Source organism: Leptolyngbya sp. PCC 6406 (assembly GCF_000332095.2).
In the GTDB taxonomy this organism is placed as follows: Bacteria; Cyanobacteriota; Cyanobacteriia; order Phormidesmidales; family Phormidesmidaceae; genus PCC-6406.
The window spans coordinates 4,892,050-4,906,678 of the sequence record NZ_KI913949.1 but is presented as its reverse complement, the minus strand read 5'-3'; the positions used below and the strand labels follow the sequence as shown (position 1 = coordinate 4,906,678).

12 protein-coding genes are annotated in these 14,629 nt (G+C 54.4%); 9 read left to right on the top strand and 3 right to left on the bottom strand.

From position 1 onward, the window contains the following. Positions 1 to 183 precede the first annotated feature (183 nt). Positions 184 to 2,100 carry a 1-deoxy-D-xylulose-5-phosphate synthase gene (gene dxs / locus LEP6406_RS0221940; protein ID WP_008313441.1) on the bottom strand — a complete coding sequence of 639 codons (1,917 nt, stop codon included), beginning with the start codon at positions 2,098 to 2,100 and terminating at the stop codon, positions 184 to 186. Between the two features lie 216 nt (positions 2,101 to 2,316). Here dxs and LEP6406_RS29250 point away from each other — a divergent pair, with 216 nt between their 5' ends. The 4 genes from LEP6406_RS29250 (at position 2,317) to LEP6406_RS0221920 (ending at position 6,033) form a co-directional block, all read left to right on the top strand. Then, positions 2,317 to 2,841 (top strand): hypothetical protein, encoded by a 525-nt coding sequence (locus LEP6406_RS29250; protein WP_008313442.1) that lies wholly within the window; start codon positions 2,317 to 2,319, stop codon positions 2,839 to 2,841. Between the two features lie 55 nt (positions 2,842 to 2,896). Further along, entirely contained in the window at positions 2,897 to 4,453 is a 1,557-nt protein-coding gene (locus LEP6406_RS0221930) for a phosphohexomutase domain-containing protein (RefSeq protein WP_008313443.1), read from the top strand. A gap of 137 nt (positions 4,454 to 4,590) precedes the next feature. Then, positions 4,591 to 5,517 (top strand): oxygenase MpaB family protein, encoded by a 927-nt coding sequence (locus LEP6406_RS29245; protein WP_008313446.1) that lies wholly within the window; start codon positions 4,591 to 4,593, stop codon positions 5,515 to 5,517. 81 nt (positions 5,518 to 5,598) lie between these two features. Further along, entirely contained in the window at positions 5,599 to 6,033 is a 435-nt protein-coding gene (locus LEP6406_RS0221920; protein WP_008313447.1) for a SufE family protein, read from the top strand. A gap of 622 nt (positions 6,034 to 6,655) precedes the next feature. Here the strand turns inward: LEP6406_RS0221920 and LEP6406_RS0221915 are convergent. Both LEP6406_RS0221915 and LEP6406_RS0221910 read right to left on the bottom strand, forming a co-directional pair. Beyond that, positions 6,656 to 7,744 carry an aromatic ring-hydroxylating dioxygenase subunit alpha gene (locus LEP6406_RS0221915; protein ID WP_008313448.1) on the bottom strand — a complete coding sequence of 363 codons (1,089 nt, stop codon included), beginning with the start codon at positions 7,742 to 7,744 and terminating at the stop codon, positions 6,656 to 6,658. 212 nt (positions 7,745 to 7,956) lie between these two features. After that, the gene (locus LEP6406_RS0221910) at positions 7,957 to 9,912 is read right to left on the bottom strand and encodes an FAD-dependent oxidoreductase (RefSeq protein WP_008313449.1); all 1,956 of its coding nucleotides are present in this window, start codon (positions 9,910 to 9,912) and stop codon (positions 7,957 to 7,959) included. A gap of 522 nt (positions 9,913 to 10,434) precedes the next feature. On the opposite strand from LEP6406_RS0221910, the gene LEP6406_RS0221900 reads away from it, so the two are divergent. From LEP6406_RS0221900 to LEP6406_RS0221880, 5 genes are all read left to right on the top strand, one after another. Then, positions 10,435 to 11,211, top strand: coding sequence for an ABC transporter permease (locus LEP6406_RS0221900; protein ID WP_008313451.1), 777 nt, complete (start codon positions 10,435 to 10,437; stop codon positions 11,209 to 11,211). Between the two features lie 100 nt (positions 11,212 to 11,311). After that, positions 11,312 to 11,701, top strand: a complete 390-nt coding sequence (locus tag LEP6406_RS0221895) for a nucleotidyltransferase family protein (RefSeq protein ID WP_008313452.1) — start codon at positions 11,312 to 11,314, stop codon at positions 11,699 to 11,701. Next, complete coding sequence (locus LEP6406_RS0221890) at positions 11,688 to 12,194, top strand: ribonuclease toxin HepT-like protein (protein ID WP_008313453.1); 507 nt, start codon at positions 11,688 to 11,690, stop codon at positions 12,192 to 12,194. The genes LEP6406_RS0221895 and LEP6406_RS0221890 overlap by 14 nt, the downstream gene beginning before the upstream one ends. 299 nt (positions 12,195 to 12,493) lie before the next feature. After that, positions 12,494 to 13,303: a glycosyltransferase family 2 protein gene (locus tag LEP6406_RS29240; RefSeq protein ID WP_225886605.1), complete on the top strand. Its 810-nt coding sequence runs from the start codon at positions 12,494 to 12,496 to the stop codon at positions 13,301 to 13,303. Positions 13,304 to 13,323: 20 nt separating this feature from the next. After that, positions 13,324 to 14,628, top strand: a complete 1,305-nt coding sequence (locus LEP6406_RS0221880; protein ID WP_008313457.1) for an FAD-dependent oxidoreductase — start codon at positions 13,324 to 13,326, stop codon at positions 14,626 to 14,628. Position 14,629: the final 1 nt, after the last annotated feature.

Genomic DNA, 14,629 nt, shown 5'->3' with positions numbered 1-14,629 from the left:
AGGTAGGACGCCTGCACGGCCAAGATGCCCGTCTTACCTGCAAAACACAACTTGGGTTGCTATGGCTTTCCCAAGGTAAGGGACTCGAAGGAAAGCATTTCCGGCAGGATGCCTCCGGAACTGGGGAATTTCCGGCATCAGCCGGGGGCAGGCTGCTGGGGGGTACCCCCAGCAGCCCCAGGGTCAGGATAGACTAGCTGTCGCCGCCGCCGTCGCCGCCGGGTGCTTAGCCAGAATTGTCTCCGCCATCTGGGACGGCGTGAGCCCGAGCTCAATCTTAGACTGGTCCGGGGTGGCGTGATCCACCAGCACATCCGGAACCCCGAGCCGCAACACTGAGACTGACACCTGGGCATCCAATAGGGCTTCCGCTACGCCGGAGCCAAAGCCCCCCACAATGCAGCCTTCTTCTATCGTCACCACCTTGCCAATGCGTTGAGCCAGGGGCAGGATCATCTCTTCGTCAATGGGTTTGGCAAAGCGGGCGTTGATCACCGTCGCCTCGACTCCGTGCTCACTGAGGATTTCCGCCGTTTGCAGAGCGGGATAGACCATGGAGCCGTAGCCCAGAATCAGCAGGTCATCCCCCTGGCGCAGCACCTCTGCCTTGCCAATGGGCAGGGGCTCCCAGCCTTCCTCCATGAGGGGAGCGCCGACGCCACTACCTCGGGGGTAGCGCATGGCGATGGGACCATCGGTGTGTTCAATTCCTGTCACCAGCATCCGTTGAAGTTCTGCCTCATCTTTGGGGGCCATCAGTACCAGATTGGGGATACACCGCAGGTAGGCGATGTCGTACATGCCCTGATGGGTGGGGCCATCTGCCCCGACGATGCCTGCCCGGTCTAGACAGAAAAAGACGGGTAGCTTTTGGATGCACACGTCATGGATGATCTGGTCAAAACCGCGCTGGAGAAAGGTGGAGTAGATCGCCGCTACCGGACGCATTCCCTCCGTCGCCATCCCCGCCGCTAGGGTGATGGCATGTTGCTCGGCAATGCCCACGTCGATGTACTGTTGCGGCAGTTTTTTGGCCAGAATATCCAGCCCTGTTCCCGTGGCCATAGCCGCTGTAATACCTACTACACGGGGGTTATCCTCCGCCAGCTTGGTGAGGGTATTGCCAAAGACCTTGGAGTAGCTGGGGGGTTTGGGTTTATTGGAGGGTTTAGCCTTGCCACTGGCCAAGTCAAAGGGAGATTGGGCGTGGTACCCCACTTGGTCCGCTTCTGCGATCGCATAGCCCTTTCCCTTGACTGTAGCCACGTGCACCAGAACTGGCCCTGGAATCTTGTGGGCTTCCTTAAAGGAAGCGATCAGTTCCTCAAGATTGTGCCCATCCACTGGCCCCATGTAAGTAAAGCCCAACTCCTCAAACACCGCCCCTACCTTGGGCACCGCCAGCCGCTTCATGCCCTCCTTCACCCGACTCAGTTCCGGCGATAGGGATTCCCCGACAAAGGGCAGATGCTTGAACTGCTCCTCCAGGTTGTCTGTCAAAAACTGCATTGGGGGACTGAGGCGAATCTTGTTCAGGTAGCGGGGAATTGCTCCGACGTTGGGGGAAATGGACATCTCATTGTCATTCAGCACCACCAGCAGATTCGTGTGGGGCATGTGGCCAGCATGATTAATGGCCTCCAAGGCCATGCCCCCGGTCATGGCCCCATCGCCGATGATGGCCGCCACCTTGTAGTCTTCCCCCTTCAAATCCCGAGCTAGTGCCATCCCCAGAGCAGCGGAGATGCTGGTGGAGGCGTGGCCCGCCCCAAAATGGTCAAAGCGACTTTCGCTGCGCTTCAGATACCCCGCTACCCCATCCCGCTGGCGCAGGGTGTGGAAATTGTGATAGCGCCCCGTCAACAATTTATGGGGATAGGCTTGGTGTCCCACATCCCACACCACCTTATCTCGATCTAGGTCTAGAGTCTGGTATAGGGCTAGGGTCAACTCCACCACACCCAGACCCGGCCCCAGATGCCCACCACTGGCTGCCACCGTTTCCAGATGCTTCTCTCGAATTTGGCGTGCAACCTGCTCCAGTTGATGGATCGAAAGGCCATGGAGCTGATTGGGGTGGGTCAGTTCACTCAAATGCATAGTGGAATACCCTCGATTTTGGGAAAATAACGCTAAAGTTACTTTTCAACTGTAGAAGATTCACTCACCCCTCAAGGTTTCTGAAAATTGGGTTCGGTGAGGGATAGTACAGAGAAGGACGCTAGGATCAGTGAAAATAGGGCTTTACAGCCGTTTTCCTGGCTCATTATCCCTTTGCGGGAAGATAAAACCCTTAATTACCCTTAATCCTTTGTTATGGCTCATTTTGCTTTGTCTCAGGGAATTCCCCGGTGGTCTGCGATACACTTGGCCGCCGCTGGTCTGATCACCACTGGGGTGCTGACCCTGGGCCTGCCGTCAGCCCTGGCTAATGACTACATGAGTTGCGCCAGCACTCTCCTCGCCCTGGACCTAGAGACAGAGATGGTCGCAGCGGCCTGTGCATTGGCCTACCGCCCCACGGAGGTCTCCAGTTGCGTCACGGGAGTGCTCTCGGAGGCTGTCCTCGATCCCCGTGATGTCCTCACTGCCTGTAGTCGCGATCGCCGCCCCCTAGAGGTGGCTACTTGTGTTACCGACATCCACACCACTTTGCCCGTCGTCAGCTCTCTGTCGGTGCTAGACCATTGCCACCGTAGCCTACTGCCAGTGCGCTACGCTCAGTGCGTTACGGGCCTAGCGGAAACCGCCAGCCTAGCGACAGAGGAATCCATGGTCCGCTGTATCGCCGCTGGCTACCGCCCCGAAAATGTGGCCCCTACCTATATTCCGATGTATTAGTCCAATGTATTAGTTCGCATTCCAATGTATTAGTTCGCAGCCGTTCACGCTTATCATGACTGTCCTCCCTGCTCTCTCTTGGTCCGCTCTACAAAATGGCTCCGATATTCGGGGGGTGGCTCTGGATGGAGTCCCCGGTGAAGTTGTGAACCTCACCCCCGCGATCGCAACCGCTCTGGGGCAAGCCTTTGCTACCTGGCTGGCGACAAGCTTAAAGCGTGCGATCTCAGATCTCACCATTGCTCTGGGACGGGATAGTCGTCTATCGGGTCCAACCCTGATGCAGGCCGTCGCCGAGGGCATCACCAGCCTAGGGGCCAGAGTCTACGACTTCGGCCTCGCTTCCACCCCCGCGATGTTCATGAGCACCATCACTCCCGGCTACGGGTGCCACGGGGCTATCATGCTCACCGCCAGCCACCTTCCCTTCAACCGCAACGGGATGAAATTCTTCACCGTCCAGGGAGGTCTGGAAAAACCCGACATCACCGCTCTACTGGACTTAGCCGCAGCGGGGGCCTTTTCCCCCGCCCCCGTTTTTGGACAGCGGGACAGCTGCGATTTTATGGCGGTCTATGCCGAGCAGCTTGTCCGCACCATTCGCCAAGGGGTAAACCATCCCACCCAGTTCGATCGCCCCCTGACCGGACTACATATTGTCGTGGACGCGGGCAATGGGGCCGGGGGCTTCTACGTGTCCCAAGTGCTAGAACCCCTAGGGGCCGATGTAACGGGCAGCCAATTCCTCGACCCCGACGGCACCTTTCCCAATCACGTCCCCAATCCAGAACATCCCGTGGCTATGGCCGCCCTGCGCCAAGCGGTTCTAGAGCACCGGGCTGACTTTGGGATTATTTTCGATACTGACGTGGACCGCGCTGCTGCTGTCGATGCCCAGGGTCAAGAGTTGAATCGCAATCGGCTGATTGCCCTCATGGCCGCTATCGTGCTCCAGGAGCATCCCGGCTCCACCATCGTTACCGACTCCATTACCTCTGACGGCCTCACCCAATTCATCGAAACCGATCTTCAGGGGGTCCACTACCGCTTTCGCCGGGGCTACAAAAACGTGATTAACGAAGCCCTGCGTTTAAACGAAACGGGGCAGGAGTCCTGGCTGGCTATCGAAACCTCAGGCCACGCAGCGCTCAAGGAAAACTACTTTCTCGATGATGGAGCCTATGTCGTGAGCAAACTGCTGATCGAACTGGCCAAGGCCCACAGTGCAGGTACAGATCTTAGTGCTCGGATTGCTTCTCTACAGGAACCCGTAGAGAGCCGAGAGTTTCGTATCACTATCACCGCCGAGGACTTTCAAGCCTACGGCACCCAGGTGATCGAACACCTGCGAACCTTTGCCACGACCCAGTCAGATTGGACCGTAGTGCCAAACACCCACGAGGGGGTGCGCATCGCCTGCCAAGCCCCCCAAGAAGGGGGCTGGTGCCTATTGCGGCTCTCTCTCCACGATCCGGTGCTGCCTTTGAATGTGGAGTCCAATGTGCCGGGAGGGGTAGGGCAAATTTGCCAAACCTTAGTCAGCTACCTACAAGGATTTGACGGCTTGAAGCTGGGGGCATTGGGGGAGTACGGAAACCTTCCTCTGCCATGAAGCCTGGGTAGGGAATGGGGGCAATCTGATTTCGGAACCATGAATTTCTGATGATTGCTCCGGAGACTGCTGTCGTTGGTCAGGAAAAGGAAGTAGCTATCAGTACTTTCTGGGTCTGCAACAGCAGTCTTTAACACATGACTGGGAACCTGAATCTATCGTTACACCACAGCCTTGAGCCGCAGCGAGACCATGTTGAAATTTGTCGTCAGATGGTGGGGGAAACCTTTGCCTGGGATATGAGCCGCGCCCTGGAGCTGGCTCTGCTGAGAACATTCTGTGTGCCCAGAATTTCCGCTATTCTGCGCCAGACGGGGGAATTTGTTCATCGCCCCCAAAAGCGCTACGACGATACCGGCCTAATCCTGGGCAATATCCTCAAATGGGGGTACGACAGCCCCGAGGGCCAGCGGGCAATTGCGCGGATGAACCGCATCCACAGCCACTACCCAATTGAAAACGAAGACTTTCTGTATGTGCTGTCGGCTTCTTGCTATGAGCCTATCCGTTGGAATTGCCAGTATGGCTGGCGGCTATTTACGGAAACGGAAAGGCAATCCCTATTCTATTTTTGGCGGGCAGTGGGGGATCGCATGGGCATTCAAGATTTGCCCGAAAGCGATGAGGCATTTGCAGCCTTTAAGCAGGACTATGAGGACCGTCATTTTGCCTATAGCTCTGATAATGCGGAGGTGGGGAATGGGGTGATTCGCTTGATGCAGCATTGGCTCCCAGCCGGTCTAGGCTGGTTGGTGCCGATCGTAGTGTATGCCCTCCTAGATGCTCCTATGCGGCAGGCATTGGGCTGGTCTAATCCCCTGCCGGGGCTGGAGTGGACGCTGCGGCAATACTTTCGCGGGCGACGGTGGTTGATTGCCACGGGGGTGCTGCCACGTCGGTCGGGATTCTTTGTGGATCGGCCTACCCGCAGCTATCCCCAGGGCTATGATATGGAGAACCTGGGACCTGTCCCCGACGCCGAGGTCCAACCTGTTGCCTCGGCCTCGCGTTGTCCCTTTATGCGGATGCGGTCTTTTCTCAAGCCTCATACCTCGGCGTCCTGAGGCGGCAGCAGATCTCTACAATGGAAGGGGCATAGCTGACATCATTGCCAGCTATGCCCCTGTTGTCCATTCGCGATCGCAATGTCTGCCTCCTCCCCCACCCGTCCCGCCTCCATTGATAAATTGGTGCAGCGTTTTCAGCGGGTTTCGGATCCCAAACGGCGCTACGAGCAACTTCTGTGGTTTGCAAAGAAGCTTGCTCCCTTCCCCGAGGCTGAAAAAACGCCAGAAAATAAGGTGGCGGGGTGTGTGTCCCAGGTGTACATCATTGCCCACCTAGAGAACGGTCAGATCCACTTCCAGGGTGATTCAGACGCCCAGATCACAAAGGGCTTGGTGGCCCTCTTGATCACCGCCGTAAACGGTCTCACCCCAGAGGAAGTGATCAATCTATCTCCCGATTTTATTCAAGAAACCCAACTGGACGTGAGTCTGACCCCCTCCCGTGCGAATGGGTTTTACAACATCTTCAAAACCATGCAGCAAAAGGCTACTCTCTTTGTGGCGAGCACCTAGTACTGGGCGGTATGAGGTTAGCCCTCGTCGTCGTGCAAGCCTCTGGCTTGCGCGACAGTAGTCGGAGGATTTCTGCCGCAGGGTACTAGTACACCTAGGCTGAAATAGGCTTGCTATTCTGTCGCACCAGCCCAACATTTTCCGGTCCCCTCTCCCCTTGGAGAGGGTTAGGGCTTCGGCGTGAGCTCAGCCGAACGGTGAGGGGCCGAGGTGTACCGCGATAGAACGGTCAGAGTATTTGCGCCGCAGAGCACTAGGCAATTTCCCCCCAACGAGTTAGTGCCGAATGGCACTGGGGTAAGCATTTTTCCGGGTTAGCCGGTTGAGCGAAGTCCAGTTTGTTCCTCAAGCAGAGGCTATTGCCCACAGGTCTATACGGCTCGGCTCACCTCACTGGGTTAATCGGCACGTTATGGCGATATGCAGTTGGATTGTGTCCATCCCTGAGGGCGCACAGCCGTGCGTCCCTACTGTGGGTGTACTGGATTGGGACAATACCGCTAAATTTTACCGCAGAGCCCTTAGGGATCTGTGGGTTCATAGTGTACCCAGTGGCCAGGTTTTCTCCCAAAGGGAGAAAGCCCGATCAGCGGAGCGGGTAGTTGATTTTCCTGCAAGTCCCTTAGTTGTCTGCTGTGGCCTGATTGCGGATCAGGCGCTGGACCGTACCTAGGGCGCGGTTTAGCTCCGGCCCCTTGAGGCTGGGATCGGCCAGGAAGGAGCGCTGTTCTTGCTCCAGCATGAGTACGTCCTGAACCACCAAGCCGTCTAGCATCTTTTGAGCTGCGCCAAAGAGGCGATTTTTGACAAAGCGGCGAAAGGCCACCGGCAACTTGTGCAGCCGATGGAAGGCTTGCAGGGAGGTGAAGTGAATCAGATAGGCCCGAGTGTGGGTAGGGCTGATGGGGCAGAATAGACAGCAAATCTTGAAATCTTGCCCCAGGGTAGAGACCCAGTTGGGGTACACATAGCTGACGTAGAGATCCTCGGGGTGCAGTTTCCGCAGCGCTGGGAAAAAGAGCTGGGAGACGGACCAGATTTTATCGATGCGGTAGTAGCTTTGGGCGTGGTAATGGACATCCACCCGATGATCGGATTCCTCAATGGTATTCAAGACCGGATCTGCCCAGGCTTGCAGATCGTCATGGAGTCGCCCATGGTACATGTCCATCAGGTTCTCGATCAAAAAGGAGTAGTGGGACTCCACATCAATCAGGGATACCGTAGCGATGTAGTTGAGGTGATCCCATTCCGGTAGGGCCAGGGGTTCGATCTTCTCCGCCGCAAGTCGCGCCTCATCCCCTGGAAACACCCAAATGAATCCATCCTGTTCCCGCACGGGATAGCGGCGCAGGGTGCAGGTGGGCAGCTTTTGGGCCTCCCCTAAATAGGGCACATGGGTACAGGCTCCCGTCGCATCGAAGCGCCAACCGTGATACACGCATTCCACTTCGCCATTGACCACTTCGCCGTGGCTGAGCTGGACTTGGCGGTGGGGACAGCGATCTTCGAGGGCTTGGACTTGATGATTGCGATCGCGAAAGAGCACAATTTTTTGCTGCCATAGGGTCACCCCCCGAGGCTTATCGGCAGTAACCTCATCGGCTCGGGCCACAGCATACCAATGGTTTACATTAATGCCCAGCTCCCGCAGATGGGGCTCTTTATGTGAGGTGGCGATCGTAGAGGTCAGGGGCGGTGTAGCGACCATAGGTAGAGTGAGGGGGTGGGGGAGTGATGGGGTGAGGGAGTGATGGGGGGATGGGGTGGGGGAGAGGTGACAGAGAGTTTTGAATTTTGAGTTTTGAATTTTGAATTGAATTTCCCGTAGGGTGCATTCGCGAAGCAATGCACCGCCGAGATGCCGCGCCCAATTCAGGATGTCGCTGCATTGGGCGCAGTTTCTGCGCCCAATGCAGGATGCTAAATCTTCAAGATGCCCTCTGGATTGACAGACAGCAAGGGGCGGCGCTGGGCTCCTTCCCGCTTAAGAATGGCGTTGGCGGCGAGGAGGCCACTGCTGACCGCCCGCTCCATCAATCCGCAGGGAAAGGGCATTTTCACCCAGTCTCCAGCAAATAGCAGATTCGAGACCGGGGTTTCCGTTGTGGGGCGGTCGTTAAAGCTGCCTGGAGGAAACCCTGCAAAGTTCTTCTGATTTACCAACTGCTTGTGGAGCATCGTTGCCTCCCGTAACTCTGGCACAATCTCAAACAGCTCTGACTGGAAGGTTTCCAGCACGGCCTGTTGGGTGGGAAACTCCTTTTCCTTATAGCAGTAGGCGTGGAGTTCCACCACACTGCCCCCTGTGCGCTGTGCCCAGGCGATGTAGTCGTCCTGGATGCGATGGTAGAGGGTGATGCTGTCCGTGAGGCGATAGCCCGACAGGGAGGTAAACCAACTGTGATCCCAGTCAAAGTCGCTATCAAACCAGAATCGGGCCACGGCGAAGGGATCCGCTACTCGGAGCTGATCGACTTGGCTAACTAGGGTGGCGTCCTGGTCGCCCTCCGACAGGGAGAACAAATGCTGAATCCCAGGAATATCGGCGGCCATGACGTAATAGTCGGCCTCTAGGGTTTCTGCGATCGCGGTGTGATTCGGTGGCACGATCGCCATCAACTGCACCTGATCCTCCCGACGCTCTAGCACTTGGTACCGGGTCAAATCTTCTCGGGCGGGGCCACCCAAGACGGTGCCATCGGCGGCATAGACCGCCCCGTGACAGGGACAGGCAAATCCGTCAGCAGTTGTGTCTACGGTGCGCTGGACCGTACAGCCTTGGTGAGTGCAGGTGAGGGAGAGGGCTTCCTGGGCTCCAGCCTGGAGGCTGTAAACCCGATCCCCGGCTCCGAAATACTCCACCTCATCGCTGCTCAGTAGGGGATTGCGATCGACCCAGAAGGGAATGGGGTTGGCTTCTAGGCTTCCCTGCTGGTAAGTCACATTGGCGATCTGACCGTCTTGCCACTGAATCTGGCTGACGGTCGCCCCCGTAATCACCTGTCCCCCATTGTTGCGAATGGCATCGGCGATGGGGTCTACCAAACTGCGGCCCATATCCTGGCAGGTCCCATTGAAGGCCAGTCCCTCGGGATTTCCGAAGAAATAGAAGTGGAAAAACTGCATCAGCTCCCCCGCACTGAGTTCATCGGGGGCATTCAGACTGGACTTCGCAAAGGGTAAGAAATACAGGTCATAGAGCCCCTTGGGAAAGTCGCTCTCCACCCAATCCGCCACGGAAATGTTGTCGAGGCGTTCGTAGGTTTGGGGATTACGAAAGCCTGTGATTTCCCGAAATACCTCTAGGTGTTTGAGTTTTGCCAGGTTGATCCCCCACTTGAGGCGGTTATGGGAGGACACCGCTAGGTCGATCACATTCCACGGGAAGGCGGAGTGGCTGGGGCGGAAAACCTCCGGCTCATAGCCCTCCTTATAGACCAGAGAGTAGTAGTTCAAAGACTTGAAGTTCTGGCGGATGCTCAGTTCCTCCACCACGTTGAAGAGGTTGTAGTACTGGGGAAAGAAGCCATGGAAGCCATGCTCCATCATGAAGGCGTCTTCCCCCACTTGGATCGGCCAACTGGCCACCTTGCCCCCCAACTGCGGGGATCGCTCTAGGAGCGTCACCTGTACTCCCCGCTGACTCAATTCGTAGGCTGCGGCCAGCCCTGCCAGTCCACCGCCGATTACCACCGCCTTTAGCTCTCGTCCAGGCTGGTAGGGCAGGTCCAAGGAATCCCGTTGGTGTACCGCTGGTTCAGGCTTGCTAAAGCGAGAGTAGCTGACTCCCGCTGCCACCGTACCCACCCCAAACAGTTTCAATACAGTCCGCCGGGAAAGGTTTTGCAGAGATGCGAGATCTTGGAGTTGGGTCATGTGACGGGTATCAGCTCGGCAAATAAATTAGGTGATATCCACCTGGAAAGGTGGCAACGGCCCGAATAGTGTCCGGCGAGAAAGACCCCTCTAGCCGTATCTTGCTCTACACTTTGCGACGGAAAATCACGGATGACCGAAGGACTACGGTGCTAGGGGCTGTGGACAATCAAAGCCAGATTCCTGGTTATGGGGCGGTTACAGCCCCTAGCTTGATTCTGTAGGGCGGGCGTGGTCATGCCTACCCCGGAAGGGTTTCCCCGTTAATTGTCCACACGCCCTAAATCCCGATCGCCGTCAATCTTAAACTACCGCCCCTCGACACAGTTCTTTACTCATATTCATTTTAGTTATGGGTTTTCGGGGCACGGGTTTGCAAGGTCGTGGGTTTTGGGGTGCTAGGGCTCCCTAGGACAGGGCTCTGGCCAGATGCTAGGGAAATTCCCTGACACAGTAAACTCAGAATATCCCACCCCTTCAGGGGTTCCATGCCTCATTCCCATAAATTACCTCCTGCGTCCTATGGCCTCTTTTTTTCGCGAGACCTTAGCCGTTGCCCAGCGGATCTTGACCGAGTTGGGGCGGCGACGACGCAGCCTCGTCTTTTGGGCCATTTTTCCGGTTCTCATCTTAGTGCTCAATAGCCTGATTCTGGCGGAGCGTGCACAACTGGAGCAGGCAGAAGCCTTCCAGCAATCAGCTCCAGCGACCCTGGTGGGGGCAGCCCTGTTTTTTAGCTGCTTGGGGGGCAGCGTGGCCACCGTTGTGGCGGAGCGGGAACAGCAGACTCTGAAGCGGCTGTTTCTTTCCCCCCTCAACGGGGGAGCGTACTTTTTGGGAATCTTTGTGGCCCACTGTGCCATTGGGGTGGGACAAACAGCACTGGTCTGGGGGCTCGCGATCGCGATGGGGGCCGAGTTCAGTGGCTCCCTTCCCCTGAGCCTGGGGATCATTCTGCTCAGCATCGCCGCCTATGTGGGGGTCGGGTTCATCCTCGGAACCCAATTTGCCCGCCGCACGGAAGATGTGAACGCCCTGATTGCCGCTTTTGGGGTTCCCTTGCTGATCCTGGGCGGCGCTTTTCTGCCGGTCTCTCTCTTTCCCGACTCCCTACTTACCCTGGCGGAATACAATCCGATTTACCACATGATCATCGCCCTTGAGGGCATCGCCACTGGCTCAGAAACGGTTGAGGCGGTGGCTTCCCACCTTTGGTTTTTGGGAATTTTTGCGATCGCGATGACCGCCAGCGGCTGGCTAGCCTATTACCGTATGTTGCGCGTCGAGCGCCAACTTTAGGGCGATCTCAGCTTTATCGCCCCCATGCCACCCCGTATCCTTACTGGGAATTAGCTAGGATCAGGAAAATCCCGAATATGTGACAGGATGCGACTGCCCTATGTCGTCCCCGACCGTTCCAGGACCAGTCCCAATCGATCCCCAGTACGTGGCCTATTGGCAACACCTCAGGGCTGCCCAGAGCGTTGCCCAAGGTCAGGCATACGATCTTGCTTGGAGGGAGGCTCGTGAGATTGCAGCCTGCTTATACCGAGACTTTGGGGCGATACGAGTACTCGTTTTTGGATCGCTGGTGCGCGATCGCTTCACCGAGGACTCTGATATTGACCTAGCCGCCGAAGGTATTCCCCCAGAACGCTATTTTGCAGCCGTTGCCCAGGCCAATCAGCTCAGCACTCGCTGGGTAGACCTCAAGCCCCTAGAAGCTCTGGAGCCCTATTTCCGCCAGCGAGTTCTAGCCACTGGAGTAGACCTGGATGCGACCCATTAGTGCAGCAGCCCTGCGAGAACTCGCCGCCGATATCGAAGCAGAACTAGCACGCCTCAGCCGCCTAGAACAGGCCATCCAGCAAGTCCAGGCTGAAATTGAGCGAGACCAACTGCGATCTCACCTGTTCTACGAAAATCTCGCCCTCAAACTCCACAACTTCTACAATGGCTGCGAAAAGATACTGCGCCTAGTGGCGGTAGAACTCAACGGAGGATTACCCACCGGGGCAGATTGGCATCAACGACTTCTGGATCGCATGGGGCAAGAACGAGAAGGCCGTCCAGCCGTGTTAGCCCCGGAAACCGCCAGCCATCTACGGGAGTTCCTCAGCTTTCGCCACATTGTCCGCAATCTCTACGGCTTCGAGCTAGATTCGAGTCGGGTAGCCGCTCTCCTAGACCGCTATCCCAGCCTATGGGCAAAAGTACTTCGGGATGTTAAGGCATTTGTCGAATGGCTACGGACACTGGCAGACCACATTCCCAACTCATAACGGGAACCCTTACTCTGGAGAGTAGGCATTATGTGATTGTCCTGAGAGTGGCTCAACATTCCGGCTTCCAGCTTTGTTGTAGTCCCGCAATAGGCAACTTGGCATCAAAGTGATATCTATCCCTTTCAAAAAGCCCCATTGACAGGAGAGAAACATTGACTCGGGAATCTTCTCAAAGGCGAAGTAGTTCTCTCCATGAATCCGAGAATAATTTGTTGCCATACACTCCTGAAAGACTAGGAGAAGGAGGTTTGCGGACCAGAGGCCATTTCAAGGAAGGTCTGGAAGGACAGCCCTTGGTGACCATTATTACCGTCGTATTCAATGGTGAAAAGCACTTAGACAAAACGATATCGAGCGTTATAAATCAAACCTACAAAAACATCGAATACATTATTGTTGATGGCGGCAGCACCGATGGCACTCTAGATATTATTAGGAAATATGAAAATCTAGTGGATTACTGGGTTAGCGAGAAAGACCAAGGGATTTATGATGCAATGAACAAGGGGATAGGATTGGCATCCGGGAAATACATTGGACTTATTAATGCGGATGACTGGTATTCTCTTGATGCTGTTGAAGTCGTTGTTCAAATGTTTTCACAGAGCAGGGCTGAAGTGATTTTTGGCCAAGTTTTTTTTGTTGATGAGCGACTTCAATTGGCCAGAATTCTAGATGTTCCCATTCCGAAAAATAGAAGGGAATTAAAAATAAATATCGTCCATCCAGCCACTTTTCTGGCCGCTAGTATTTACAAGCAAAAAAAGTTCGATATCCGATTTAGACTAGCATCAGACTACGCATTTTTCCTGGATGTGTTTGACTCGGGGGCAACTTTTTTGCGTGTGGAGAAGGTTCTGTCTTATATGCGATGTGGTGGCTCCAGTAGCCAATTCCATGTAGAGGAAGTTGCAATAAAATATAAATATTTCTCTCCATTGGATGCCTTGTCAAAACTTATAGGGTCGAGTGCCACGTATTTTCGCTCTAGATTTTCCCGTCTCTTCCCCACTGCAATGATAAGAGCCATCAAGAAAAAAAGAGGATGGTCTGATGTCTTGGAAATTGATATTCAAGGCCAACCTGGTAATCTATTGAAATCCTGAAAGTATCAGTACTTGATTTTATGAATTCTAATACCTTGATCTTGGGTGGTGGAGTTACTGGATTAGCAGCAGGGTTTGCTTCTGGATTTCCTGTATTAGAGGCAGCCAGCTTTCCTGGGGGAATTTGCTCCTCCTATTATCTGTCTCCCAACGTCAGTGAGCGTCTTTCCATCCCTCTTGCTTCCCAAGAAAACTATCATTTTGAAATTGGAGGAGGGCACTGGATTTTTGGTGGAGATGCCTCGATCCTAAGAATGCTCAGGTCACTGACCTCAGTTAAGCAATATCAACGTAAATCGTCAGTTTATTTTCGAGAGAGAAATCTCTACGTACCTTACCCGTTGCAAAATAATTTACGTTACTTGCCAGACTTGCGAAGTCAAGCACTCCATGAAATGTCTCGAACTAAATCCGACTTTTCAACCTGGCAGGAATGGCAGATACAGTATTTTGGCGAAACACTATCGGAACTTTTCTTTGAGCCCTTTCACCAACTCTATACCGCTGGGCTACATAAAAGTATTGCCCCACAGGATGCCTATAAATCTCCCATAGATCTTGCTCAAGTGATCCAAGGCGCTTTTGATAACAATGTGCAACCTGCTGGATATAATGCCACCTTTGTGTATCCAGAATCGAGCTTGAATATGCTGGCCCAGCAATTAGCCTCTAGAGCAGATGTGAAGTATGGACAGAAGGTTGTAAAAATCGATCTATGTGATCGAGTCATTTACTGTGAGAATGGTGAAATTTATCCCTACAGACACATAATTGCAACCTTACCGCTGAACCGTTTATTAGAATTGACGGGATTAGAAGTGACTGCCCCGCCAGATCCCTATACTTCTGTATTAGTTTTGAATCTAGGTGCTGTTCGAGGATCTAGTTGTCCTGACGATCACTGGCTTTACAATCCCGATGCTCGTTCAGGTTTTCATCGTGTAGGTTTTTACAGTAATGTAGATCGAAATTTCTTGCCCCAATCTTCACGGATATCTGGTAGGCTTGTCAGCATTTATGTTGAGCGTGCCTATCAAGGAGGTGTTCGCCCTAATCCAACGGAAATTGACATATATACCAAACAAGTCATTGCTGAGCTTCAGGAGTGGGGGTATATCGAAGCAGTCGAAGTCGCCGACCCAACTTGGATTGATGTGGCCTATACCTGGTCTTGGCCCAATTCTCATTGGCGTAGTCAGTCCTTAAAAGCATTAGAAGAACACGATATTTATCCTGTTGGACGCTATGGCCGTTGGATATTTCAAGGCATTGCTGATTCCTTAAGGGATGGTTTATTTGTGGGAGTTAGCTTTAAGGAGCAATAGG

Coding starts and splice junctions, on each gene's coding strand:
- LEP6406_RS0221890 (WP_008313453.1), top strand. CDS start 11,688: ATGCGACCCATTAGTGCAGCAGCCCTGCGAGAACTCGCCGCCGATATC.
- LEP6406_RS0221920 (WP_008313447.1), top strand. CDS start 5,599: ATGTCTGCCTCCTCCCCCACCCGTCCCGCCTCCATTGATAAATTGGTG.
- LEP6406_RS29250 (WP_008313442.1), top strand. CDS start 2,317: ATGGCTCATTTTGCTTTGTCTCAGGGAATTCCCCGGTGGTCTGCGATA.
- LEP6406_RS0221895 (WP_008313452.1), top strand. CDS start 11,312: ATGTCGTCCCCGACCGTTCCAGGACCAGTCCCAATCGATCCCCAGTAC.
- LEP6406_RS0221880 (WP_008313457.1), top strand. CDS start 13,324: ATGAATTCTAATACCTTGATCTTGGGTGGTGGAGTTACTGGATTAGCA.
- LEP6406_RS0221900 (WP_008313451.1), top strand. CDS start 10,435: ATGGCCTCTTTTTTTCGCGAGACCTTAGCCGTTGCCCAGCGGATCTTG.
- LEP6406_RS29245 (WP_008313446.1), top strand. CDS start 4,591: ATGACTGGGAACCTGAATCTATCGTTACACCACAGCCTTGAGCCGCAG.
- dxs (WP_008313441.1), bottom strand. CDS start 2,100: ATGCATTTGAGTGAACTGACCCACCCCAATCAGCTCCATGGCCTTTCG.
- LEP6406_RS0221910 (WP_008313449.1), bottom strand. CDS start 9,912: ATGACCCAACTCCAAGATCTCGCATCTCTGCAAAACCTTTCCCGGCGG.
- LEP6406_RS0221930 (WP_008313443.1), top strand. CDS start 2,897: ATGACTGTCCTCCCTGCTCTCTCTTGGTCCGCTCTACAAAATGGCTCC.
- LEP6406_RS0221915 (WP_008313448.1), bottom strand. CDS start 7,744: ATGGTCGCTACACCGCCCCTGACCTCTACGATCGCCACCTCACATAAA.